Here is a 22562-nt window from a genome sequence, read left to right on the forward strand (position 1 = left end):
CCCCATTTGCCTGGAAAGCCCAGGACTTCTCTTTACTCTGAATTACGATTCGTTTACTCATTGTTGATAAATCCCGCCGTCCCACGCCGTTCCCCTGCCGTGACCGCCCTACCCGCGATCGCCCCGCCACCGTGCGGCACCCACCCTTTCCGCGACCGCGCAGACCCGGAAGAGACGGGAGACCATGTCCGCCTGCGTTCCCGCCCGCGCCTCCGACTCGGATCGGACCGAGCGCGCCCATCCGCCCCACAGCCCGCCGCCGACCGGGCCGCGGCTCCCGCGCATCGCGGGCGCCGACCTGTCGGCCTCGATCGCGGTCTTCCTGATCGCCCTTCCCCTGTCCCTCGGCATCGCCCTCGCCACCGGCGCACCGCTCCAGGCGGGACTGGTCGCCGCCGCCGTGGGCGGACTCGTCGCCGGGCGGCTCGGCGGCTGCCCGCTCCAGGTCAGCGGTCCGGCCGCCGGGCTGACCGTCGTCACCGCCGACCTCATCCAGCACTACGGCTGGCGGACGACCTGCGCCATCACCGTCCTCGCCGGGCTCGCCCAGCTCGGCCTGGGCTGTCTGCGGGTGGCGCGCGGCGCGCTCGCCGTCAGCCCCGCGATCGTGCACGGCATGCTCGCCGGCATCGGCGTCACCATCGCCGTCGCCCAGCTGCACATCGTCCTCGGCGGCACCCCGCAGAGCTCCGTCCCCGACAACCTCCGCGCGCTCCCCGCCCAGCTGGCGAACCTGCACCCCGCGGCCCTGTCGGTGAGCGTGCTGACCCTGACCCTGCTGCTGTCCTGGCCCCGGCTGCCCGGCCGGATCGGACGCGTGACCCGCCCGGTCCCGGCCGCGCTCGTCGCCGTCGCCGGAGCCACCGCGGTGGCCGGCGCGGCCGGCCTCGCCCTGCCCGCGGTGGACCTGCCGTCCTGGCGCAACCACGCCCTGGCCGGGCTGCCCGAGGGGCCGGTGCTCGGCCTCGCCGCCGCCGTGCTCACGACGACCCTGGTGTGCAGCGTGCAGTCGCTGCTCGGCGCGGTCGCCGTGGACAAGCTGGTGTCCGGCCGCCCCGGCCCCGCCCGCGCCGGGCGGTCCGACCTGGACCGCGAACTGCTCGGGCAGGGCGCGGCCAACGTCGTCTCCGGCTCCCTCGGCGGACTGCCCGTGGCCGGGGTGGCCGTCCGCAGTTCCGCGAATGTGCGCGCGGGCGCCGTGAGCCGGAACTCCACGATGCTGCACGGCGGTCTCGTGGTGATCGCCGCGCTGCTGATGGTCCCGCTCCTGGAGCTCATCCCGCTCGCCTCGCTCGCCGCCCTGGTGATGGCCGTCGGCGTCCAGATGGTGTCCCTGCACCACATCCGCACGGTGACCCGTCACCGGGAAGTCCCGGTCTACGCCGTGACCACCCTCGGCGTGGTGTCCCTCGGCGTCCTGGAGGGCGTGGCCCTGGGCGTCGCCGCGGCCGTGGGCGTGGCCCTGCACCGCCTCACCCGCACCCGCATCACCCACGAGGAGAAGGAGGGGACCCACCACGTCCACGTACGGGGGCAGCTGACGTTCCTCGCGGTGCCGCGGCTCAGCCGCACCCTGCATCTGGTCCCCCACGGGACCGACGCCGTGGTGACGCTGGACGGGTCGTTTATGGACCACGCGGCCTACGAGACGCTGCAGGACTGGCAGAGCACGCACACCGCGCGGGGCGGCACCGTGGAGATCACCGGCCGCCGCGCCGGGGTCCGGATCGCCGAGCCCGCGGCACTCGCCGGCCACCCGGCGGACGGGAGCGGGCAGGCCGGCGCGCCCGGCGCCGCCTGCCGCTGCCGGCCCTGGACGGCCTGGCGCAACCACCAGTGCGACCACCCGGGGCCCGTGCCGGGCGGCGGTGGACGGCCGATCGCGTCCGGCGCGGACGGGCCGGAGCCGTCCGGCACCGCGGGGCACGAACTGGTGCGGGGCCTCAGCGCGTTCCAGTGCCGCACCGCTCCTCTGGTGCGCGGTGAACTGGCCCGGCTGGCGCGCGAGGGCCAGCGGCCCGCGCAGCTGTTCCTGACCTGTGCCGACTCCCGGCTGGTCACCTCGATGATCACCTCCAGCGGCCCGGGGGACCTGTTCGTGGTGCGCAACGTCGGCAACCTCGTGCCGCCACCCGGCGAGGAGAGCGGCGACGACTCGGTGGCGGCCGCCCTCGAGTACGCCGTGGAGGTACTGGCGGTGCGGTCGATCACCGTGTGCGGCCACTCGGGGTGCGGTGCGATGCAGGCGCTGCTCGCACCGGAGCCGGGCGGCGCCGGCACGCCGCTGGGGCGGTGGCTGCGGCACGGGCTGCCGAGCCTGGAGCGCATGGACGACGGGCTCGGCCCCCGGGTGCGACTGGCCGGACGGACACCCGCCGACGCGGTCGAGCGGCTGTGCCTGGCGAACGTGATCCAGCAGCTGGAGCACCTGCGCGCCCACGCGTCGGTGGCCCGGGCCCTGGAGAACGGGACCCTGGAGCTGCACGGGCTCTACTTCCACGTGGGCGAGGCCCAGGCGTACCTCCTCACGGAGCGGGACGGGGAGGGGGTGTTCGAGCGGGTGCGGGCGATGGAACCGGCCGGGTGAGGGAACCCTGAGGAGCGTGAGGGACCCCGGCGAGTGTGAGAGGCGTTACACCTCTTGAACCGGTCTGCGCCGGGGGCCGTGGGAACGGGTGACCGGGACGACGGCGGCCCCGCCCCCACCCCTCACAGGTCTAAACCACTTTGCCGTCGGCCCTTGTCAGCGCACCCCAGGTCTGATGAGCTGTGGTCTGGGACACAACGGACACCCCGGGAAAGGCAGATGCCGTGAGCAATGAAAGCCTGGCCAACCTTCTGAAGGAGGAGCGTCGCTTCACGCCCCCCGCCGACCTGGCCGCGAACGCCAACGTCACGGGAGAGGCGTATGAACAGGCCAAGGCTGACAGGCTCGGCTTCTGGGCCGAGCAGGCCCGCCGACTGACCTGGGCCAAGGAGCCCACGCAGACCCTCGACTGGTCGAACCCGCCGTTCGCCAAGTGGTTCCAGGACGGCGAGCTCAACGTCGCCTACAACTGCGTCGACCGGCACGTGGAGGCCGGCCACGGCGACCGGGTCGCCATCCACTTCGAGGGCGAGCCGGGCGACAGCCGATCCCTCACCTACGCCCAGCTCAAGGACGAGGTCTCCAGGGCCGCCAACGCCCTGCTCGAGCTGGGGGTGCGCAAGGGCGACCGGGTCGCCGTCTACATGCCGATGATCCCGGAGACGGCGATCGCGATGCTGGCCTGCGCCCGCATCGGCGCCGCGCACTCCGTGGTCTTCGGCGGCTTCTCCGCGGACGCGCTCGCGACCCGCATCCAGGACGCCGACGCGCGCGTCGTCATCACCGCCGACGGCGGCTACCGGCGCGGCAAGCCCTCCGCGCTCAAGCCGGCCGTGGACGAGGCCGTCTCGCGCGTGGAGCACGTCGAGCACGTCCTCGTGGTGCGCCGCACCGGCCAGGACGTCGCCTGGACCGAGGGCCGCGACGTGTGGTGGCACGACCTGGTCGAGCGGCAGAGCCCCGAGCACACCCCGGAGGCGTTCGAGGCCGAGCAGCCGCTGTTCATCCTCTACACCTCGGGCACGACCGGTAAGCCGAAGGGCATCCTGCACACCTCCGGCGGCTACCTCACGCAGACGGCGTACACGCACTGGGCCGTCTTCGACCTCAAGCCGGAGACCGACGTCTACTGGTGCACGGCCGACGTCGGCTGGGTCACCGGGCACTCCTACATCGTCTACGGCCCGCTCGCCAACGGCGCCACCCAGGTCATGTACGAGGGCACGCCGGACACCCCGCACCAGGGCCGCTTCTGGGAGATCGTGCAGAAGTACGGCGTGACGATCCTCTACACCGCGCCCACCGCGATCCGGACGTTCATGAAGTGGGGCGACGACATCCCCGCGAAGTTCGACCTGTCCTCGCTGCGCGTCCTCGGCTCCGTCGGTGAGCCGATCAACCCCGAGGCGTGGGTCTGGTACCGCAAGAACATCGGCGCGGACCGCACCCCGGTGGTGGACACCTGGTGGCAGACCGAGACCGGCGCCATCATGGTCTCGCCGCTGCCGGGGGTGACCGCGGCCAAGCCCGGTTCCGCCCAGACCCCGCTGCCCGGCATCGAGGCGACCGTCGTCGACGACGAGGCGAACGAGGTGCCCGACGGTGGCGGCGGCTACCTGGTGATCACCGAGCCGTGGCCGTCGATGCTGCGCACCATCTGGGGCGACGACCAGCGGTTCATCGACACCTACTGGTCGCGGTTCGAGGGCAAGTACTTCGCCGGCGACGGCGCCAAGAAGGACGGCGACGGCGACATCTGGCTGCTCGGCCGGGTCGACGACGTCATGCTCGTGTCCGGCCACAACATCTCCACCACCGAGGTCGAGTCCGCGCTCGTCTCCCACCCGTCGGTCGCCGAGGCGGCCGTGGTCGGCGCGGCGGACGAGACGACCGGCCAGGCGATCGTCGCCTTCGTGATCCTGCGCGGCACGGCGGCGGAGACCGAGGACCTGGCCGCCGAGCTGCGGAACCACGTGGGCGCCACGCTCGGCCCGATCGCCAAGCCCAAGCGGATCCTGCCGGTGGCCGAACTGCCGAAGACCCGCTCCGGCAAGATCATGCGCCGTCTGCTGCGGGACGTGGCGGAGAACCGCCAGCTCGGTGACGTCACCACGCTCACCGACTCCACGGTGATGGACCTGATCCAGGCCAAGCTGCCCCGGACGTCCGGCGAGGACTAGGGTCCGCGGCGGGACGGGGGCGTCGGGGCGGCCGCTCCGAGCGGCGGAGTTCCCGGCACCGGGCTCGCCCGATGCCGCGGAAGCACGGGAACTCCGCCGGACGCCCCCGTCCGGCGTCGTCCGCACCGTCACGGTGGCCGGGTGCACCCGGCCACCCGGCCGCCCCGCGCACCCGCCCGGCTCGCCCCCGCTCGTGCGTCACGCGTCCTTGCGCTCGTCCGCGTTGCGGCGCCGGGTGGTCTTCAGCTTGGGCCGGCGGATCAGGTCGTCGTCCTGCGGCTCACGGGGCACGTAGAAGAAACCTTCCTCCGTGTCCGGGTCGTAGTGGACGACGACGTTCTCCTCCGCCAGCGTCCGCTTCCAGGACTCCAGTCGTCTGACCCGGTCCTCCTCCAGGTCCATGCCGGCACGGCGCCGGCCCTCCACGCGCAGCATCGCCAGCGGGTAGAGCTGCCGGTGCTCGGGTTTCACGGCCCACGGGATCAGGTCGTCGTTCCGGGCGATCCGCCTGCTGAGGCCCTTGCGGTACCGGAAGTTCCCCCACATCGAGGAGACGGTCTCGATCCCGTACTTCCTCCGGTACTCGTCGGCCATCTGCTGGTAGGTCCACCCCTGCTCGAACCAGCGGATGACTTCGCCCTCATCGACGATCTTGCGCTTCGGCACGACCCCTCCCGCTTCCGCCGCCCGGTCCCCTCCGTTGCCCCGCAACGCCTGCGCTCACGGTATCCCGCACGCTTGTCAGACTTGCACGCCGGTAGCCTGGGCCCGGGGCCGCGTACGTCACGGACAGGGGGCAGGTGTGAAGATCCAGGTCGTCGCGTGCGACGTGGACCGGCGGACGCCCGCCAGGACCTACACGATCAGGTCGGACGACGGCAGGGCCGCCGAGAAGGACCTGTGCGCCGCCTGCGCCGGGCCCCTGGAGGAGCTGCTCGGCGGCCCCGGGAGGCCGGCCGCCGACGAGACGGCCCCCGCGTCGGCCGGGGCCGAGCCCGAACCCCGGCGCGTCCCCCGCGGACGACGACGCATACGCGTGACCACGCTGGAGGAGATCGAGGCGAAGAAGAAGGCCCGGGGCCGGGGCGGGCAGAGCCCTGCGCCGACCGTACCGGCCGAGCCGCCCCGGGCTCCCGGCGAGAACTGAACGAGCACGGACCGGTCACCGGTGCCGGCCACCCGGCCGATCACCGCCCGACGGGGTGCCCGGGCGCCCGACGGACACCCCGCACGGCGTTCGGAAGGTCACGGCCGGGAGGCTCCCGGCGCGCCCCGGGAGCGCGTTGGGTAGGCTGAACGCCAAGAACTGTCTCATGGGGCGCCGGGAAGTCTGGTCGGCACGCGATTCGTGCTACCCGACCACCGGAGGAACCGTCCGTGACCGCGCCCCGCACCCCCACCCCTCGCCGCAAGGCCCTCGGCCGCCTCTCCCTGCCCGAGCGGACCTTCGTCGCGAACGCCCTGCGCACCGAGACCGTCGGCGGTGTGCTCCTCCTCCTCGCCGCCGTCGTCGCGCTGGTCTGGGCGAACATACCCGCGCTGCGGGACAGCTACGAGAGCGTCAGCCACTTCCACTTCGGCCCCGAGGCCCTCGGGCTGAACCTGTCGGTCGCGCACTGGGCCGCCGACGGACTGCTGGCGGTGTTCTTCTTCGTCGCCGGGGTCGAGCTCAAGCGGGAACTCGTCGCGGGTGATCTGCGCGATCCGAAGGCGGCGGCGCTGCCGGTCGTCGCCGCCCTGTGCGGCATGGCCGCGCCGGCGCTCGTCTACACGCTCACCAACACCCTCGGCGGCGGCTCGCTGGCCGGCTGGGCGGTGCCCACCGCCACCGACATCGCCTTCGCCCTCGCCGTGCTCGCCGTCATCGGCACCTCCCTGCCGAGCGCGCTGCGCGCCTTCCTGCTCACCCTCGCCGTCGTCGACGACCTGTTCGCGATCCTGATCATCGCGGTCTTCTTCACCTCCGACCTGAACTTCGCCGCGCTCGGCGGCGCGGTCGCGGGCCTCGCCCTCTTCTGGCTGCTGCTGCGCAAGGGCGTGCGGGGCTGGTACGTGTACGTCCCGCTCGCGCTCGTCGTGTGGGGGCTGATGTACAACAGCGGCGTCCACGCCACCATCGCCGGTGTGGCCATGGGCCTGATGCTGCGCTGCCACCGTCACGAGGGCGAGGAGCAGTCCCCCGGCGAGCACATCGAGCACCTGGTCCGGCCGCTCTCCGCGGGCCTCGCGGTTCCGCTGTTCGCGCTGTTCAGTGCCGGGGTGACCGTCTCCGGCGGCGCGCTCGCGGACGTGTTCACCCAGCCCGAGACGCTCGGTGTCGTGCTCGGCCTCGTCGTCGGCAAGATGCTCGGCATCTTCGGCGGCACCTGGCTGACGTCCCGCTTCACCCGGGCCTCGCTCAGCGAGGACCTCGCCTGGCCGGACGTGTTCGCCGTCTCGGCCCTCGCCGGGATCGGCTTCACCGTCTCGCTGCTCATCGGCGAACTGGCCTTCGAGGGCGACGCGGTCATGACCGACAGCGTCAAGGCCGCCGTGCTGACCGGCTCGCTGATCGCCGCCGTCCTCGCGACGGTGCTGCTGAAGGTGCGGAACGCCAAGTACCGCAGGCTGGCCGAGGAGGAGGAGCGCGACGAGGACCTCGACGGCGTCCCGGACGTCTACGAGCAGGACGACCCGGCGTACCACCTGCGCATGGCGGAGATCCTCGAGCGCAAGGCCGCCGAGCACCGGCGGCTCGCCCGGGAGAAGGCCGCCGAGCGGAACGGGCTTGCCGAAGTGACGGGCAGGGCAGGCGAGGACCACGACGGTCCGGCATGATCTGACGAGACGGTACAAAAGACAGGACCACGGCGGTCGCACCCGGTCAGCCGGGTGCGAGCAGTCGTGCACGGGCCGTCAGACGGCAGACTGAACCGTACGCGCAGGCACGCAGAAGTACGCAGAAGAGGGAGACCGCGATGAGCGCACCCGACGGCAGCCCGGTCGGCGCCGAACGCAGCATCGGCCAGCTGTTCGCCTCGGCGACGGCGGACATGTCGGCGCTGGTGCACGACGAGATCGCGCTGGCGAAGGCGCAGCTCAAGCAGGACGTCAAGCGGGGCGCCACCAGCGGCGGCGCGTTCACGGCGGCCGGCGTGCTGCTCCTGTTCTCCCTGCCGATGCTGAACTTCGCGCTGGCCTACGGCATCCGCACCTGGAGCGGCTGGAACCTCGCGGTCTGCTTCCTGCTGTCCTTCGCGGCGAACGTCCTGGTCGCGGCGGCCCTCGCGCTGATCGGCGTCGTCTTCGCGAAGAAGGCCAAGAAGGGCCGGGGGCCGCAGAAGGTCGCCGCCTCGGTGAAGGAGACGGCGGGCGTGCTGCAGAAGGCCAAGCCGCACCCGCGCCCCGAGCTGCCGGAGGACCGGGCCCACCCGGCCATCGAGGCTGTGGCACGCTCGTCCTCATGACGGGCTCCTTCGTCCCTTCGGGGCAACCACCTCAGGCGCACCCCACCTCGGTGGTACGCATCGGCATTCCCGGCGGTGCCGAGGTGACCCACCGGGACGTCGCCGCCAACGGCGCCCGCTTCCACATCGCGGAACTGGGTGACGGGCCGCTGGTGCTGCTGCTGCACGGCTTCCCGCAGTTCTGGTGGACCTGGCGGCACCAGCTGACGGCGCTCGCCGACGCCGGGTTCCGGGCCGTCGCCATGGACCTGCGGGGCGTCGGCGGCAGCGACCGCACCCCGCGCGGCTACGACCCGGCCAACCTCGCGCTGGACATCACCGGGGTGGTGCGCTCCCTCGGCGAGCCGGACGCCGCGCTGGTCGGCCACGACCTGGGCGGGTACCTGGCGTGGACGGCGGCGGCGATGCGCCCCAAGCTCGTCCGGCGGCTGGCGGTCGTGTCGATGCCGCATCCGCGGCGCTGGCGCTCGGCGATGCTCTCCGACGCCAGGCAGTCGGCCGCCCTGTCGCACATCTGGGGATTCCAGCGGCCCTGGATCCCGGAGCGCCGCCTCACCGCGGACGACGGGGCGCTGGTGGCCGAACTCATCCGGGACTGGTCCGGGCCCCGGCCGCCGGACGAGGAGGCGCTGGCCGCCTACCGGCGGGCCATGTGCATCCCCTCCACGGCGCACTGCTCGATCGAGCCGTACCGCTGGATGGTGCGCTCCCTGGCCCGCCCGGACGGTTTCCAGTTCAACCGCCGGATGAAGCGGCCGGTGCGGGTGCCGACGCTGCACCTGCACGGCTCGCTGGACCCCGTGGTGCGCACGCGCAGCGCCGCCGGCTCCGGGCAGTACGTCGAGGCTCCGTACCGCTGGCGGCTGTTCGACGGGCTCGGGCACTTCCCGCACGAGGAGGACCCGGTCGCCTTCTCGACCGAACTGGTCAACTGGCTGAAGGACCCCGAACCGGACCGGTGACCGGGCGGGCGCCCCCGCCGCCCGTTCCGCCGTCGCCGCCCGTTCCGCCGTCCCGGAGCCGCCGCCGACGCGCGGGCCGGCGACACCCTGATCCACATGACCGAACACCCGTTCCAGAAGCGGCCAATTGCCCGGCGCATAGGCCAATTGAGTGCCCATGAGGCGGTTATCGACCATGGGGCGGGGGCAGACGTCGGGGTATGGGCTGGACGCACGACTACAGTGACGCAAGCCGCACTCGCCGCTCGGCGAGCGGTACGGGTTCCCACCAGCGAGGCGGTGCACCGCAGATGGCAGGTACGGACCTCCGGGTGGGAATTCCGCACATCCTCCGTCGCCGGGCCCGCTGGGTCTCGGTCCGCCTGCGTCACCAGCGCGGCTGACCGGACGTCCGCTCGGCCGGCCGGCGGACACCGGCCGGCCGCAGGGCTCCTCCACGTTCCCCGCAGGCCCTTCCCGCGTTTCCGCAGGGTCTTCCCGCGTCCCTAGAGCGCACAGCTGTCGCTGTCCACCTCCTGGTTCGCGGCGCGGCCCTTGGTGATGTCCTCCCGGATCTCGTCCACGGTGAGCGCGTACCCGGTCTCCACGTCGTCCAGGGACTTCGCGAAGATCACGCCGGAGACCCTGCCCTCGGGGGTCAACAGCGGGCCGCCGGAGTTGCCCTGACGGACGGTCGCGTACAGGGAGTACACGTCGCGGCGGACCGTGCCCCGGTGGTAGATGTCCGGGCCGTTGGCCGTGATGCGCCCCCGCACCCGCGCGGACCGGACGTCGTACGCCCCGTTCTCCGGGAAGCCGGCGACGATCGCGCTGTCGCCGCTGCTCGCGTCCTCGGTGGTGAAGCGCAGGACGGGCGCCTTCAGGTCCGGGACGTCGAGGACGGCGATGTCGCGCTTCCAGTCGTAGAGGACGATCGTCGCGTCGTACTTCCTGCCCTCGCCGCCTATCTGCACGACCGGCTCGTCGACCCCGCCCACGACGTGCGCGTTGGTCATCACACGGCGCTCGTCGAAGACGAAGCCGGTGCCCTCCAGGACCTTGCCGCAGTCGACGGCGGTACCCGTGACCTTGACGATGGAACGCTGGGCGCGGGCGGCCACGGCGCTGTTCACGAGGGCCGGGTCCGGAGGCCGGACCTCGGTGATCGGCTCGTTGGCGAACGGGCTGAAGACCTGCGGGAAGCCGTTCTGCGCGAGGACGGAGGAGAAGTCGGCGAACCAGGTGTCGGCCCGGTCGGGCAGCGCCCGGGAGACCCCGAGCAGCACCTTGGAGCCGCGGACCTCCTTGCCGAGCGTCGGCAGCGTCGTACCGGCGAGGGCCGAGCCGATCAGCCAGGCGACCAGCAGCATGGCGACGACGTTGACCAGGGCGCCGCCGGTGGCGTCCAGCGCGCGGGCCGGGGACCAGGTGATGTGGCGGCGCAGTCGGTTGCCGAGGTGGGTGGTCAGGGCCTGGCCGACGGAGGCGCAGACGATGACCACGACGACCGCGACGACCGCGGCGGCCGTGCTGACCTCGGAGTGGTCCGTCAGGACGTCCCACAGGACGGGCAGCGCGTACACGGCGGCCAGGCCGCCGCCCAGGAACCCGACCACCGACAGGACGCCGACGACGAACCCCTGGCGGTAGCCGACGACCGCGAACCAGACGGCGGCGACCAGCAACAGGATGTCCAGCACGTTCACCGCTTCACGCCTCGCCTCGTCATTCCGTTCGCTCCCCCTCGGCCGGATTCCGGGGGCGGACGGCGCGAACCGCCGTCGCCGGTCCCCGGAGCGCACGGCACGACGCCCACCCTGTCACGCCCCCCAGTCCAGCGGGACCTGCCGGTCGCGGTCCCACGGGCGCTCCCATCCGGCGAAGTGCAGCAGCCGGTCGATGACCCCGGCCGTGAAACCCCACACCAGGGTCGATTCGACCAGGAACGCCGGGCCCCGGTAGCCGCGGGGATGGACCGCGGTCGCACGGTTGTCCGGATCGGTGAGATCCGCCACGGGGACCGTGAAGACCCGGGCGGTCTCCTTCGGATCCACCACGCCGACCGGGCTGGGCACGCGCCACCAGCCCAGCACGGGCGTGACGACGAAGCCGCTGACCGGGATGTAGAGCTTCGGCAGGACGTCGAAGAGCTGGACGCCGGACGGGTCGAGCCCGGTCTCCTCCTCGGCCTCGCGCAGGGCGGCCCGCAGCGGTCCGTCGCCCTGCGGGTCGCCGTCCTCGGGATCGAGGGCACCGCCGGGGAAGGACGGCTGGCCGGCGTGCGAGCGCAGCGAGCTCGCCCGCTCCATGAGCAGCAGCTCCGGGCCCCGCTCGCCCTCACCGAACAGGACGAGGACGGCGGACTGGCGCCCCGCGCCGTCCTCCGGGGGCAGGAAGCGGCTCAGCTGCCCCGGCGCGACCGTCTCGGCCGCGCGGGCCACCGGGTCCAGCCAGGCGGGCAGGCCCTCCTTGCCGAGCCTCGTCCGGCCGTCCCGGGTACCGCTCGCCGTGTCGCCCGCCCGTCTCATCGCCACCCCCGCGGTCCTGTCCCGTCCCACGCCGCACCTCACGGATCCAACGCCCGGCGTCCCCCGGATCGTTCCGCGGGCCGCCGCAGCCGTGCCCGCGGCCGTGCCCGCCGCCCCGTCACCCGGCCCCCAGCGGCGGGGCCGGCCGGCCGCCGGCGTCCAGGTAGGCCTGCGGGGGCTTCAGGCGCTGGCCCGGAAGGCCGGCCTTCTCGTACTTCAGCAGCTTCTTCGCCTTCTCCGGGTCCGTCTCGCCCTCGCCGTACGCCGGGCAGAGCGGGGCGATGGGGCAGGCGCCGCAGGCGGGCTTGCGGGCGTGGCAGATGCGGCGGCCGTGCCAGATCACGTGGTGCGAGAGGTCGGTCCAGTCCTTCTTGGGGAACAGCGCGCCGACCGCGGCCTCGATCTTGTCGGGGTCGGTCTCCCCGGTCCAGCGCCAGCGGCGGACCAGGCGCTGGAAGTGCGTGTCCACGGTGATGCCGGGGCGGCCGAAGGCGTTGCCGAGCACGACGAAGGCGGTCTTGCGGCCGACGCCGGGCAGCTTCACCAGGTCCTCGAGCCGGCCCGGCACCTCGCCGCCGAAGTCCTCCGCCAGCGCCTTGGAGAGCCCGATCACCGACCTGGTCTTGGCCCGGAAGAACCCGGTGGGGCGCAGGATCTCCTCCACCTCCTCGGGATCGGCCGCGGCCAGGTCCTCGGGGGTGGGGTACCTCGCGAAGAGGGCGGGGGTCGTCTGGTTGACGCGCAGGTCGGTGGTCTGGGCCGAGAGCACCGTGGCGACGAGGAGCTGGAAGGGGTTGTCGAAGTCCAGCTCGGGGTGCGCGTACGGGTACACCTCGGCGAGCTCGCGGTTGATGCGGCGGGCGCGGCGGACGAGCGCGGTGCGCGACTCGTTCCCGGCCGGCCCGGCGGCGGTCCTCGCCGCGGCGGCCTTCCCCGGGGCGGCGGGGGGCTTCCCGGCGGCCCGGGCCTTCCCCACGGGGGCGGAACCCCCCGCGTCCGCGGGCCCCTCCCCGGCCGCGCCGCCCGCGCGTGCCGTCGGCTCTTTCCTCACCGGCGCCTTCTTTGCCGCTTCCGTCGTTTTCCTACCGCCATCGGGGTCCTGTTCGCCCACGGCGGAATCGCGACGTACCCTCATCCGCGCAGCCTCCTCGGCCTGTGCTCTCACCGGCGATTTGGACACCCGGCCAGCCTACGGCCCGGCACCGGCGTCCGCCCCGGACCCCGCGGTTCGGGGTCCAATTGGACCCCTGCCGCTTACCCCGGCAGGCCTGTGCGGCATCCTTGTGACAGATCACACTGTTTGGACCGTCCGGCAAAATGGGCACCACGGTCCCCTGGTACGTGGGGGAACAAGATCCCCTGAGCAGGTCGACAAGGAGAGAACTCGTGGACGACGTTCTGCGGCGGAACCCGCTCTTCGCGGCGCTCGATGACGAGCAGGCCGCGGAGCTTCGCGCCTCCATGAGTGAGGTGACCCTGGCACGGGGCGACTCCCTGTTCCACGAGGGTGACCCCGGCGACCGGCTGTACGTGGTCACCGAGGGCAAGGTCAAACTCCACCGCACGTCCCCCGACGGCCGCGAGAACATGCTCGCCGTCGTCGGCCCCGGCGAACTGATCGGCGAGCTGTCGCTCTTCGACCCGGGCCCGCGCACCGCGACCGCCACGGCGCTCACCGAGGTGAAGCTGCTCGGCCTCGGCCACGGCGACCTCCAGCCCTGGCTGAGCGCCCGTCCCGAGGTGGCCACGGCGCTGCTGCGGGCGGTGGCGCGACGGCTGCGCAAGACCAACGACGCCATGTCGGACCTGGTCTTCTCGGACGTCCCGGGCCGTGTCGCGCGGGCCCTGCTCGACCTCTCCCGCCGTTTCGGCGTGCAGTCGGAGGAGGGCATCCACGTCGTGCACGACCTCACGCAGGAGGAACTGGCCCAGCTGGTCGGCGCCTCCCGCGAGACGGTCAACAAGGCCCTGGCGGACTTCGCCCAGCGCGGCTGGCTCCGTCTGGAGGCCCGTGCGGTGATCCTCCTGGACGTCGAGCGCCTCGCGAAGCGCTCCCGCTGACACCCGCCCGGCTCCTCACGGGCACGAGCCCCGCCCTCCCGGCCGGAAGGCGGGGCTCCGTCGTGCCCCCGTCGAACCGCCTCGGCCCGGGTGGGCTGGCGGGACCTAGATGAGCCCGTGCTCCCGCAGGTACTCCAGCTGGGCCCGTACCGACAGCTCCGCGGCGGGCCACAGGGAGCGGTCGACGTCGGCGTAGACGTGGGCGACGACCTCGGACGGGGTGCGGCGACCGTCCTCGACGGCCGTCTCGACCTGGGCGAGGCGGTGGGCGCGGTGGGCGAGGTAGTACTCGACGGCGCCCTGGGCGTCCTCCAGGACGGGCCCGTGGCCGGGCAGGACCGTGTGGACGCCGTCGTCGACGGTGAGGGAGCGCAGACGGCGCAGGCTGTCCAGGTAGTCGCCGAGGCGGCCGTCGGGATGGGCCACCACGGTCGTGCCGCGGCCCAGGACGGTGTCCCCGGTGAGGACGGCCCGGTCGGCCGGGAGGTGGAAGGAGAGGGAGTCCGCGGTGTGGCCGGGGGTCGGTACGACCCTCAGCTCCAGGCCCCCGACGGTGACGACGTCGCCGGCGGCCAGCCCCTCGTCCCCGAGCCGCAGCGCCGGGTCCAGCGCCCGCACCTTCGTGCCGGTCAGCTCGGCGAACCGGGCGGCGCCCTCGGCGTGGTCCGGGTGACCGTGCGTCAGCAGGCTGAGGGCGACGCGCCGTCCGGCCCGCTCGGCCGTGTCGACGACGTGCCGCAGGTGCCCCTCGTCCAGCGGGCCGGGGTCGACCACGACCGCGAGGCCGGAGTCCGGTTCCGCCAGGATCCAGGTGTTGGTGCCGTCCAGGGTCATCGGCGAGGCGTTGGGAGCCAGGACGTTGACGGCGCGTGGGGTGGCACGGCCGGAGACGACCTCGCCCCGCGGCCGGCCGGGAAGGGCTGCTGCGTCCGTCATACGGGTGCTCCACCGGTCGGGATGTGCTGGGTGAACTCGTCGTGTCCCGGCCAGGAGAGCACGATCCCGCCCTCCGCCAGGCGCGCGGTGGCCAGCACCGGCGTGAGATCGCGCGCGGGCGCCGCGTCGAGCGCCTGGGCCACCGTCCCGTACGCCGCCAGCTGGCGCAGGGTCGCGATGGTCGGCGGCATCATCAGCAGCTCGCCGCGGTCGTACGCGGCGGCCGCCTCGCGCGGGGCGGTCCACACCGTGCGGTCGGCCTCCGTGGAGGCGTTGCGGGTGCGCTGCCCCTCGGGGAGCGCGGCGACGAAGAACCAGGTGTCGTAGCGGCGCGGCTCGAACTCGGGGGTGATCCAGCGCGTCCAGGCGCCGAGCAGGTCCGAGCGCAGGACCAGTCCGCGGCGGTCGAGGAACTCCGCGAAGGAGGTCTCCCGCGCGACGAGCGCGGCCCGGTCCGCCTCCCAGTCCGCGCCCGTGGTGTCCCCGACCACGGAGTCGGGGGACGGGCCGGCGAGCAGGACGCCGGCCTCCTCGTAGGTCTCCCGCACGGCCGCGCACACGATCGCCTGGGCCCCCGCCTCGTCGACGCCGAGCCGCCGGGCCCACCACGCGCGCGGGGGGCCCGCCCAGCGGACGCGGCGGTCGTCGTCGCGCGGGTCGACGCCGCCCCCGGGGTAGGCGTACGCGCCGCCGGCGAAAGCCATGGAGGTACGCCGGCGCAGCATGTACACGGCAGGCTCGTCGCCGGTGTCCTTGAGCAGCATGACGGTGGCCGCGCGCCTCGGCGCGACCGGGGTGAGCGTGCCGTCCGCGAGCGCACGGATCCGGCCCGGCCATTCCGGCGGGTACCACTGCCCGCCGGTCTGCGCATTCGCCATGGCCGGAGGCTATCCCGTGACGGGCGGATGTTCGAGTGCCCACCGGGACGGAGGCGGGACGCCCGCCGGGGCGGAGGCGGGACCGCCGCCCCGGCGCTCCGCGCGGCGCGACGGCGGGAGGAGGCGCGCACACCCCCGTCACCCCCGTGGTCCCGGCGGCGCGGACAGCGCTGATGACGTGGGGGGCGCGGGGGGCGCGGTACCGGGCGGTACGGCGCGCCACCCGCCGGAGGCCTACGCCTCCGTGAGCTCCACCTGGACCTCGACCTCGACCGGTGCGTCCAGCGGCAGCACCGCGACGCCCACCGCGCTGCGCGCGTGCACGCCCTTGTCGCCGAGGACCTCGCCCAGCAGCTCGCTCGCGCCGTTGAGGACGACCGGCTGGCCCGTGAAGTCCGGGGCGGAGGCGACGAAGCCGGTGACCTTCACCACGCGCTCGACGCGGTCCAGGTCACCGGCGACGGACTTGACCGCCGCGAGGGCGTTCAGCGCGCACACGCGCGCCAGCTCCTTCGCCTCCTCCGCCGTGACCTCCGCGCCGACCTTGCCGGTCATCGAGAGCTTGCCGTCCACCATGGGGAGCTGGCCGGCGGTGTAGACGTACCGTCCCGAGCGCACGGCCGGCCGGTACGCGGCCAGCGGCGGGACGACCTCGGGCAGGCTCAGCCCCAGCTCGGCCAGTCTCGCCTCGACGGCACTCATCCCCGCTTCTCCCGCTTCAGGTAGGCCACCAGCTGCTCGGGGTTGTTGGGCCCGGGCACGACCTGGACGAGCTCCCAGCCGTCCTCGCCCCAGGTGTCCAGGATCTGCTTCGTGGCGTGGACGAGCAGCGGCACAGTCGCGTATTCCCACTTGGTCATGCGGCCGACTCTAGCCGCTGCCGCCCCCGCTCCCCCCGGCGGTGGCCTCGACGCGTGGTCCGCCCGCCGCGCGCCGGGACGCGAATCACGGCAACTGCCCCCCGGAGCCGCCGGGGCGCACGAGAAGGAATTAGGCTCGAAGGCGTGAGCAGGCTCCAGGTCGTCAGTGGCAAGGGCGGAACCGGCAAGACCACGGTGGCCGCGGCCCTCGCGCTGGCCCTGGCCACGGAGGGGAAGCGGACGCTCCTCGTCGAGGTCGAGGGCCGCCAGGGCATCGCACAGCTCTTCGAGACGGAGGCGTTGCCGTACGAGGAGCGGAAGATCGCCATCGCACCGGGCGGCGGCGAGGTGTACGCCCTCGCCATCGATCCCGAACAGGCCCTTCTGGACTACCTCCAGATGTTCTACAAGCTGGGGGGCGCCGGACGGGCCCTGCGGAAGCTCGGCGCGATAGATTTCGCCACCACCATCGCGCCCGGCCTGCGGGACGTCCTGCTGACCGGCAAGGCGTGCGAGGCGGTGCGGCGCAAGGAGAAGGACGGGCGGTTCGTCTACGACTACGTCGTGATGGACGCGCCGCCGACCGGACGCATCACCCGCTTCCTCAACGTCAACGACGAGGTCGCCGGGCTCGCCAAGATCGGCCCGGTGCACCATCAGGCCCAGGCCGTGATGCGGGTGCTGAAGTCGCCGGAGACGGCCGTGCACCTGGTGACCCTCCTGGAGGAGATGCCGGTCCAGGAGACCGCGGACGGCATCTCCGAGCTGCGCGCGGCGCGGCTGCCGGTCGGGCGGGTCATCGTGAACATGGTGCGCCCCGGGATGCTGGACGCGGCCGACCTGGAACTCGTGGGGTCGGTCCGGCGTTCCTCCGTCGCGCGGGCGCTGTCGTCCGCCGGACTCGGCGGGGCCCGGCGCGGCGGACACGCCGAGCAGCTGGTGGACCCGCTGCTCGCGCAGGCCGGGGAGTACGCCGAGCGGTACGGGCTGGAGACCGAGCAGCGCGCCGTGCTGGCGGGCCTCGGCCTGCCGCTGCACGAACTCCCGCTGCTCGCGGAGGGCATGGACCTGGCCGGTCTGTACGCGTTGGCCAGGGAGCTCCGCGAACAGGACGTGTCATGACGGACCGCGCCCGCACGACCGGGAACCGTCCCGCCCGGCCCGGCACGCCGCGCGGCCCCCGTCCCGTCCGGCCCGGCGCTCCGCGTGGATCCCGTCCGGCCCCGGACCGCCGCACCACCCTCGCCGCGGACGGCCGCACCGGTCCCGCAGCGAGCCGCCGTGCCCGCCCCGGCACGAGCCGTCAGCACCGGAAACAGGGGAAGCAGAGGATGTCATGAGTCGTCGTCCGGAACCGGCGCAGGCACACGCCCCGGTGGCCCGTCACCGCCTTTCCCCCACGCGCACGCTCGACATCGACCCGCTGATCGACGACCCGGCCACCCGGATCGTGGTGTGCTGCGGCTCGGGCGGGGTCGGCAAGACGACCACCGCCGCGGCGCTGGGCCTGCGCGCGGCCGAACGGGGGCGCAAGGTGGTCGTCCTCACCATCGACCCGGCCCGCCGGCTCGCCCAGTCCATGGGCATCGACTCGCTCGACAACATCCCGCGCCGGGTGAAGGGCATCGACGACTCCGCGGGCGGCGAGCTGCACGCGATGATGCTCGACATGAAGCGCACCTTCGACGAGATCGTCGAGGCGCACGCGGACCCCGAGCGGGCCGCCGCGATCCTAGGCAACCCCTTCTACCAGTCGCTCTCGGCGGGCTTCGCGGGCACGCAGGAGTACATGGCGATGGAGAAGCTGGGCCAGCTGCGGTCCCGGGACGAGTGGGACCTCATCGTCGTCGACACCCCGCCCTCCCGCTCCGCGCTGGACTTCCTGGACGCGCCCAAGCGGCTCGGGTCCTTCCTCGACGGCAAGCTCATCCGCCTCCTGCTGGCCCCGGCGAAGGTCGGCGGCCGCGCGGGGATGAAGTTCCTGAACGCCGGCATGTCGATGATGACCGGGGTCCTGGGCAAGCTGCTCGGCGGGCAACTGCTGCGGGACGTCCAGACGTTCGTGGCCGCGATGGACTCGATGTTCGGTGGGTTCCGTACCCGCGCGGACGCCACCTACCAGCTGCTCCAGGCGCCCGGTACGGCGTTCCTGGTGGTGGCGGCCCCGGAGCGGGACGCACTGCGCGAGGCCGCGTACTTCGTGGAGCGGCTGGCCGCGGAGAACATGCCGCTGGCCGGCCTGGTGCTCAACCGGGTCCACGGCAGCGACGCGGTCCGGCTGTCGGCCGAGCGGGCGCTCGCCGCCGCGGAAAATCTTGAGGAATCCCGCATTGTGGATCAGGAGGACGGGAAGGCTGGACTTCGTAACTCTCCCGAAACGTACGGAAGTTCAGACGCTCCCGCAGCGGGCTCCCCCGCTCCGGACGCTCCCGCAGCACCGACCCACGGGTCCGGGACACCGCCGACGCCGATCCAGGACGTCCCCGACGGAGGCTCCCCCGCCACCGCGGACGGCACCGGCGCCGGCGACACGGAGGCGGACGCGCGGGCGGAGGCGGAGCAGCGGGCCGTCGACCGGCTCACCGCGGGCCTGCTGAGGCTGCACGCCGAGCGGATGCACCTGCTCGCGCGCGAACAGCGCACGCGTGACCGCTTCACCGCGCTCCATCCCGAGGTGGCGGTGACGGAAGTGGCCGCGCTGCCCGGCGACGTGCACGACCTGACGGGGCTCCGGGACATCGGCGACCGGCTCGCGGCCGGCCGGCCGGAGCTGGAGCTGCCGGAGGCACCCGGGACGACCGCCTGACGCGTCGCATCCGTCGGGCACCCGGGAAACCGCGGCGGGCGGGACCGGACCGAGGACGCCACGGGTCCGGACCAGGTCCTTCCACGAGCCCGGGTCGGGTCCTGCGCGGGCACGAGCCCGGATCAGGCCCTCCCGCGGGTCCGGACCAGGAACCCCACGGGACCGGCCGAGGACCCCGAGGCCCTCAGCTCACCGCCGCGTAGCTCTCGTACACCTCGTCCTCACCGAGGGGCACGACACCCGTGCCCCGCTCGTACTCCGTGCGCGCGGTCTCCAGCAGCCTGCGCCAGGAGGTCACGGTCGGCCGCCGGCGCAGCAGTGCGCGGCGCTCACGCTCCGTCATTCCTCCCCACACACCGAACTCGACGCGGTTGTCCAGCGCGTCGGCCAGGCACTCGGTGCGTACCGGGCATCCGGTGCACACCGCCTTGGCCCTGTTCTGCGCTGCTCCCTGAACGAACAGTTCATCCGGATCGGTAGTGCGGCAGGCAGCCTGCGCACTCCAGTCGGTAACCCAGCCCATACCGGCGCCGTCCTCTCCCGAATCGAGGCTCCCCCACGGCGGCAGCGGCATATTCACCGCCGCCAGTTGAGGACGTTACGGAAGGTGGGCACAGCGCAACACCCCCAGCGGGCCCAATCTTGAATGGTCCGAACGGACTATGGGTAAGCGGCAGATCACCCGGGGGAGTGAGGTGGCGACATCCGCGACAATCCCGGCATTCCAGGTCAGTTCAGTTGCGTCACAACGGGCACCACGTGACACACGAGGCGGATCCGGACACGGGCCCACCCCATCCCGGCCGAGAAAGCCGAGAGGACCCGGAACGTTTCGGGGTCGCCGGACGTATTGATACGTGGCCTGACTGCTGTGACAGTTGAGAGCAGCTTAGGCCAAGGCCTATACGCTTGTCCGGCGAATGAGAACGTAGGCTGCTCCCATGCCAAAGAAGCGCTCGGGCGGTGGTCTGTCGCCAACGCAGCAGGCCGCCAAGTTCCTCGGTGTCAGTGTCCTCGCGGGGGCCGTCATGGCCGGCATCGCGCTGCCCGCCGTGGGCGCGCTGGGGCTGGCGGCCAAAGGGTCGGTCGAGAGCTTCGACGAGCTCCCGGCCAACCTCAAGACCCCGCCGCTGAGCCAGCGCACCACCATCCTCGACGCCGACGGCGGCCAGATCGCCACCGTCTACTCGCGCGACCGCACGGTGGTCGACCTCAAGGACATCTCTCCGTACATGCAGAAGGCGATCGTCGCGATCGAGGACTCACGGTTCTACGAACACGGCGCGGTCGACCTGAAGGGCGTGCTGCGCGCGCTCAACAACAACGCGCGCAGCGGCGGGGTCTCCGAGGGCGCGTCCACGCTCACCCAGCAGTACGTCAAGAACGTCTTCGTCGAGGAGGCGGGCGACGACCCCACGAAGGTCGCGCAGGCCACCCAGCAGACCATCGGCCGCAAGATCCGCGAACTGAAGTACGCGATCCAGGTCGAGGAGGAGCTGGGCAAGAAGAAGATCCTCGAGAACTACCTGAACATCACGTTCTTCGGCCAGCAGGCCTACGGCGTGGAGGCCGCCGCCCAGCGCTACTTCTCCAAGCCGGCCAAGGACCTCGACCTCCGGGAGGCCGCCCTCCTCGCCGGCCTCGTCCAGTCCCCGAGCCGCTACGACCCGGTCAACAACGAGGTGGAGGCGAAGGAGCGGCGCAACATCGTCCTCAAGCGGATGGCCGAGGTCGGCGCCGTCTCCCAGGAGCAGGCCGACGAGGCCTCGGCGGCCCCGCTGGGGCTGAACGTCAGCAGGCCGAAGAACGGCTGCATCACGGCGGTCAGGGGCGCGGGCTTCTTCTGCGACTACGTGCGCGAGGTGTTCCTGCACGACCCGGTCTTCGGCAAGACCCGGGAGGACCGGGCGAAGATCTGGAACCAGGGCGGGCTGACCATCCGCACGACGCTCGACCCGCAGGCCCAGGAGTCGGTGCAGAAGTCGCTCAAGGACCACGTCAACCAGTCCGACAAGGTCGCGGCGGCGGCCACCCTGGTCGAGCCCAGCACCGGCAGGATCGTCGCGATGGGCCAGTCGAAGCCGCTGGGCTACGGCAAGAACGAGACGGAGTACAACTACTCGGTCGACGCCGCCATGGGCGGGTCCAACTTCGGCTTCCCGACCGGTTCTACGTTCAAGCCGTTCGTGGCCGCCGCCGCGCTGGAGGAGGGCCGGCCGCCCACGCAGTCCTACTCCTCCCCGTACCAGATGCCCTACCCGCAGACCGTGCGCGGGTGCGGCAAGCCCTGGGTCAACGACGGCAACTACAAGCTCGAGAACGAGAACGAGGCCGAGGTGGGGCCGTACGCCCTCAAGGAGGCGATGGCCAAGTCGGTCAACACCTACTTCGTGCAGATGATCGAGGACATCGGCATGTGCCCCGTGGTGAAGATGGCCGACAAGCTCGGCGCGGTCCAGGGCAACGGGGAGAAGATCCCCGAGGTCCCCTCGTCGATGACCCTCGGTTCCACCGGCATGTCGCCCCTCACGATGGCGAGCGCGTACGCCGCCTTCGCCAACCGGGGCATGTACTGCACGCCGATCGCGATCGAGTCGATCACGCAGAAGGTCGGTGAGCAGGAGAAGTCCCTCCAGGTGCCGAAGTCGACGTGCCGGCGGGCGATGTCGGAGAACACCGCGGACTCCATCAACACCCTGCTGCGCGGCGTGGTCGACTCCGGAACGGGCCAGCAGGCCGGCCTCACCGACCGCGAGAGCGCGGGCAAGACCGGTACCACGGACGAGCGGCGGAACGCCTGGTTCGTCGGTTACACGCCGAACATGTCGGGAGCCGTCTGGGTCGGCAGCGCCACCCAGAAGGTCAAGATGCGCAACATCACGATCGGCGGCGTCTTCCACCCGCTCGTCTTCGGCGGCCAGGTCCCGGGCCCCATCTGGAAGGACGCCATGTCCGGCGCCCTGGCGGGCAAGGAGGCCCCGGGCTTCAACCTCGTGCCCATCCCGGACGCCGAGGACCGGGACCGCGGCGACGAGGGCGACGGGGGCGAGCAGGACGGCGGCGGGGGCGGCCGCGACGACGGCCGCAACGGCGACGACCGCGGCGGTCTGATCGGCGGCCTGATCGGCGGCGGCAACGGTGGCGGCGGCAACGGCGGTCCCGGGGGCGCCGAGCCGGACCCGTCCTTCTCCCTCCCGGAGGGCTTCCTCCAGGGGGGCCCGGGCAACGGCCCCGGAGGGCGCCGGTGACCCCGGCCGGCCCCGGCCGCCGCTGACCGGCCCGGACACGACGACGGCCCCTCCTCCCCCACGGGGAGAAGGGGCCGTCCGCCGTCGGTAC

General features: G+C 72.9%; 20 protein-coding genes. 11 read left to right on the top strand and 9 right to left on the bottom strand.

The features are described from left to right. Positions 1-184 precede the first annotated feature (184 nt). Positions 185-2587: a bifunctional SulP family inorganic anion transporter/carbonic anhydrase gene (locus tag ACZ56B_RS07030; protein ID WP_468787102.1), complete on the top strand. Its 2403-nt coding sequence runs from the start codon at positions 185-187 to the stop codon at positions 2585-2587. 224 nt (positions 2588-2811) lie between these two features. Continuing rightward, positions 2812-4767: an acetate--CoA ligase gene (acs, locus tag ACZ56B_RS07035; RefSeq protein WP_468787104.1), complete on the top strand. Its 1956-nt coding sequence runs from the start codon at positions 2812-2814 to the stop codon at positions 4765-4767. A 198-nt stretch (positions 4768-4965) separates the two neighbouring features. Here acs and ACZ56B_RS07040 read toward each other — a convergent pair whose 3' ends face one another. Next, on the bottom strand, positions 4966-5433 hold the full coding sequence (locus ACZ56B_RS07040; RefSeq protein ID WP_468787106.1) for a hypothetical protein: 468 nt from the start codon (positions 5431-5433) through the stop codon (positions 4966-4968). Between the two features lie 136 nt (positions 5434-5569). Between ACZ56B_RS07040 and ACZ56B_RS07045 the strand changes: the two genes are divergently transcribed. The 5 genes from ACZ56B_RS07045 to ACZ56B_RS07065 all read left to right on the top strand — a co-directional run bounded on the left by ACZ56B_RS07045 (position 5570) and on the right by ACZ56B_RS07065 (position 9558). Further along, positions 5570-5914 (top strand): hypothetical protein, encoded by a 345-nt coding sequence (locus ACZ56B_RS07045; RefSeq protein WP_468787108.1) that lies wholly within the window; start codon positions 5570-5572, stop codon positions 5912-5914. Between the two features lie 230 nt (positions 5915-6144). Beyond that, positions 6145-7584 (top strand): Na+/H+ antiporter NhaA, encoded by a 1440-nt coding sequence (gene nhaA, locus ACZ56B_RS07050; protein ID WP_468787110.1) that lies wholly within the window; start codon positions 6145-6147, stop codon positions 7582-7584. Between the two features lie 140 nt (positions 7585-7724). Further along, on the top strand, positions 7725-8213 hold the full coding sequence (locus tag ACZ56B_RS07055; protein ID WP_468787112.1) for a phage holin family protein: 489 nt from the start codon (positions 7725-7727) through the stop codon (positions 8211-8213). Beyond that, the gene (locus ACZ56B_RS07060; RefSeq protein ID WP_468787114.1) at positions 8210-9175 is read left to right on the top strand and encodes an alpha/beta fold hydrolase; all 966 of its coding nucleotides are present in this window, start codon (positions 8210-8212) and stop codon (positions 9173-9175) included. The genes ACZ56B_RS07055 and ACZ56B_RS07060 overlap by 4 nt, the downstream gene beginning before the upstream one ends. A gap of 200 nt (positions 9176-9375) precedes the next feature. Further along, on the top strand, positions 9376-9558 hold the full coding sequence (locus tag ACZ56B_RS07065; protein ID WP_468787116.1) for a hypothetical protein: 183 nt from the start codon (positions 9376-9378) through the stop codon (positions 9556-9558). A 102-nt stretch (positions 9559-9660) separates the two neighbouring features. Here the strand turns inward: ACZ56B_RS07065 and ACZ56B_RS07070 are convergent, their stop codons facing one another. From ACZ56B_RS07070 to nth, 3 genes are all read right to left on the bottom strand, one after another. Further along, complete coding sequence (locus ACZ56B_RS07070; protein WP_468787118.1) at positions 9661-10860, bottom strand: MarP family serine protease; 1200 nt, start codon at positions 10858-10860, stop codon at positions 9661-9663. Between the two features lie 114 nt (positions 10861-10974). Continuing rightward, positions 10975-11682 (bottom strand): NUDIX hydrolase, encoded by a 708-nt coding sequence (locus tag ACZ56B_RS07075; protein WP_468787190.1) that lies wholly within the window; start codon positions 11680-11682, stop codon positions 10975-10977. 118 nt (positions 11683-11800) lie between these two features. Next, positions 11801-12817, bottom strand: coding sequence for an endonuclease III (gene nth, locus ACZ56B_RS07080; RefSeq protein ID WP_468787120.1), 1017 nt, complete (start codon positions 12815-12817; stop codon positions 11801-11803). Between the two features lie 251 nt (positions 12818-13068). On the opposite strand from nth, the gene ACZ56B_RS07085 reads away from it, so the two are divergent. After that, a complete protein-coding gene (locus ACZ56B_RS07085; RefSeq protein ID WP_004985207.1) occupies positions 13069-13743 on the top strand; it encodes a Crp/Fnr family transcriptional regulator in 675 nt (224 codons plus the stop codon). A 105-nt stretch (positions 13744-13848) separates the two neighbouring features. Here the strand turns inward: ACZ56B_RS07085 and ACZ56B_RS07090 are convergent, their stop codons facing one another. From ACZ56B_RS07090 to ACZ56B_RS07105, 4 genes are all read right to left on the bottom strand, one after another. Then, positions 13849-14679 carry an MBL fold metallo-hydrolase gene (locus ACZ56B_RS07090; protein WP_468787122.1) on the bottom strand — a complete coding sequence of 277 codons (831 nt, stop codon included), beginning with the start codon at positions 14677-14679 and terminating at the stop codon, positions 13849-13851. Continuing rightward, a complete protein-coding gene (locus tag ACZ56B_RS07095; protein WP_468787124.1) occupies positions 14676-15557 on the bottom strand; it encodes an NUDIX hydrolase in 882 nt (293 codons plus the stop codon). The genes ACZ56B_RS07090 and ACZ56B_RS07095 overlap by 4 nt, the downstream gene beginning before the upstream one ends. A 234-nt stretch (positions 15558-15791) precedes the next feature. Continuing rightward, entirely contained in the window at positions 15792-16259 is a 468-nt protein-coding gene (locus tag ACZ56B_RS07100) for a RidA family protein (protein WP_468787126.1), read from the bottom strand. After that, the gene (locus ACZ56B_RS07105; RefSeq protein ID WP_381220480.1) at positions 16256-16417 is read right to left on the bottom strand and encodes a DUF4177 domain-containing protein; all 162 of its coding nucleotides are present in this window, start codon (positions 16415-16417) and stop codon (positions 16256-16258) included. The genes ACZ56B_RS07100 and ACZ56B_RS07105 overlap by 4 nt, the downstream gene beginning before the upstream one ends. Positions 16418-16561: 144 nt before the next feature. Between ACZ56B_RS07105 and bagA the strand changes: the two genes are divergently transcribed. After that, entirely contained in the window at positions 16562-17539 is a 978-nt protein-coding gene (gene bagA / locus ACZ56B_RS07110) for an ATPase BagA (protein ID WP_468787128.1), read from the top strand. Positions 17540-17753: 214 nt separating this feature from the next. Beyond that, a complete protein-coding gene (gene bagB / locus ACZ56B_RS07115; protein ID WP_468787130.1) occupies positions 17754-19223 on the top strand; it encodes an ATPase BagB in 1470 nt (489 codons plus the stop codon). A gap of 184 nt (positions 19224-19407) precedes the next feature. Here bagB and wblA read toward each other — a convergent pair whose 3' ends face one another. Further along, entirely contained in the window at positions 19408-19746 is a 339-nt protein-coding gene (wblA, locus tag ACZ56B_RS07120; RefSeq protein WP_468787132.1) for a transcriptional regulator WblA, read from the bottom strand. 418 nt (positions 19747-20164) lie between these two features. Here wblA and ACZ56B_RS07125 point away from each other — a divergent pair, with 418 nt between their 5' ends. Further along, positions 20165-22471: a transglycosylase domain-containing protein gene (locus ACZ56B_RS07125; RefSeq protein WP_468787134.1), complete on the top strand. Its 2307-nt coding sequence runs from the start codon at positions 20165-20167 to the stop codon at positions 22469-22471. Positions 22472-22562 lie beyond the last annotated feature (91 nt).

This window comes from Streptomyces sp. NPDC034670, assembly GCF_055574875.1.

What these genes read in the sequence shown, in the direction of transcription:
- nth (WP_468787120.1), bottom strand. Translation starts at nt 12,817, where the DNA reads ATGAGGGTACGTCGCGATTCCGCCGTGGGCGAACAGGACCCCGATGGC.
- ACZ56B_RS07065 (WP_468787116.1), top strand. Translation starts at nt 9,376, where the DNA reads ATGGGCTGGACGCACGACTACAGTGACGCAAGCCGCACTCGCCGCTCG.
- ACZ56B_RS07125 (WP_468787134.1), top strand. Translation starts at nt 20,165, where the DNA reads ATGCCAAAGAAGCGCTCGGGCGGTGGTCTGTCGCCAACGCAGCAGGCC.
- ACZ56B_RS07055 (WP_468787112.1), top strand. Translation starts at nt 7,725, where the DNA reads ATGAGCGCACCCGACGGCAGCCCGGTCGGCGCCGAACGCAGCATCGGC.
- ACZ56B_RS07075 (WP_468787190.1), bottom strand. Translation starts at nt 11,682, where the DNA reads ATGAGACGGGCGGGCGACACGGCGAGCGGTACCCGGGACGGCCGGACG.
- wblA (WP_468787132.1), bottom strand. Translation starts at nt 19,746, where the DNA reads ATGGGCTGGGTTACCGACTGGAGTGCGCAGGCTGCCTGCCGCACTACC.
- ACZ56B_RS07060 (WP_468787114.1), top strand. Translation starts at nt 8,210, where the DNA reads ATGACGGGCTCCTTCGTCCCTTCGGGGCAACCACCTCAGGCGCACCCC.
- ACZ56B_RS07030 (WP_468787102.1), top strand. Translation starts at nt 185, where the DNA reads ATGTCCGCCTGCGTTCCCGCCCGCGCCTCCGACTCGGATCGGACCGAG.
- bagB (WP_468787130.1), top strand. Translation starts at nt 17,754, where the DNA reads ATGAGTCGTCGTCCGGAACCGGCGCAGGCACACGCCCCGGTGGCCCGT.
- ACZ56B_RS07105 (WP_381220480.1), bottom strand. Translation starts at nt 16,417, where the DNA reads ATGACCAAGTGGGAATACGCGACTGTGCCGCTGCTCGTCCACGCCACG.
- ACZ56B_RS07100 (WP_468787126.1), bottom strand. Translation starts at nt 16,259, where the DNA reads ATGAGTGCCGTCGAGGCGAGACTGGCCGAGCTGGGGCTGAGCCTGCCC.
- ACZ56B_RS07095 (WP_468787124.1), bottom strand. Translation starts at nt 15,557, where the DNA reads ATGGCGAATGCGCAGACCGGCGGGCAGTGGTACCCGCCGGAATGGCCG.
- ACZ56B_RS07090 (WP_468787122.1), bottom strand. Translation starts at nt 14,679, where the DNA reads ATGACGGACGCAGCAGCCCTTCCCGGCCGGCCGCGGGGCGAGGTCGTC.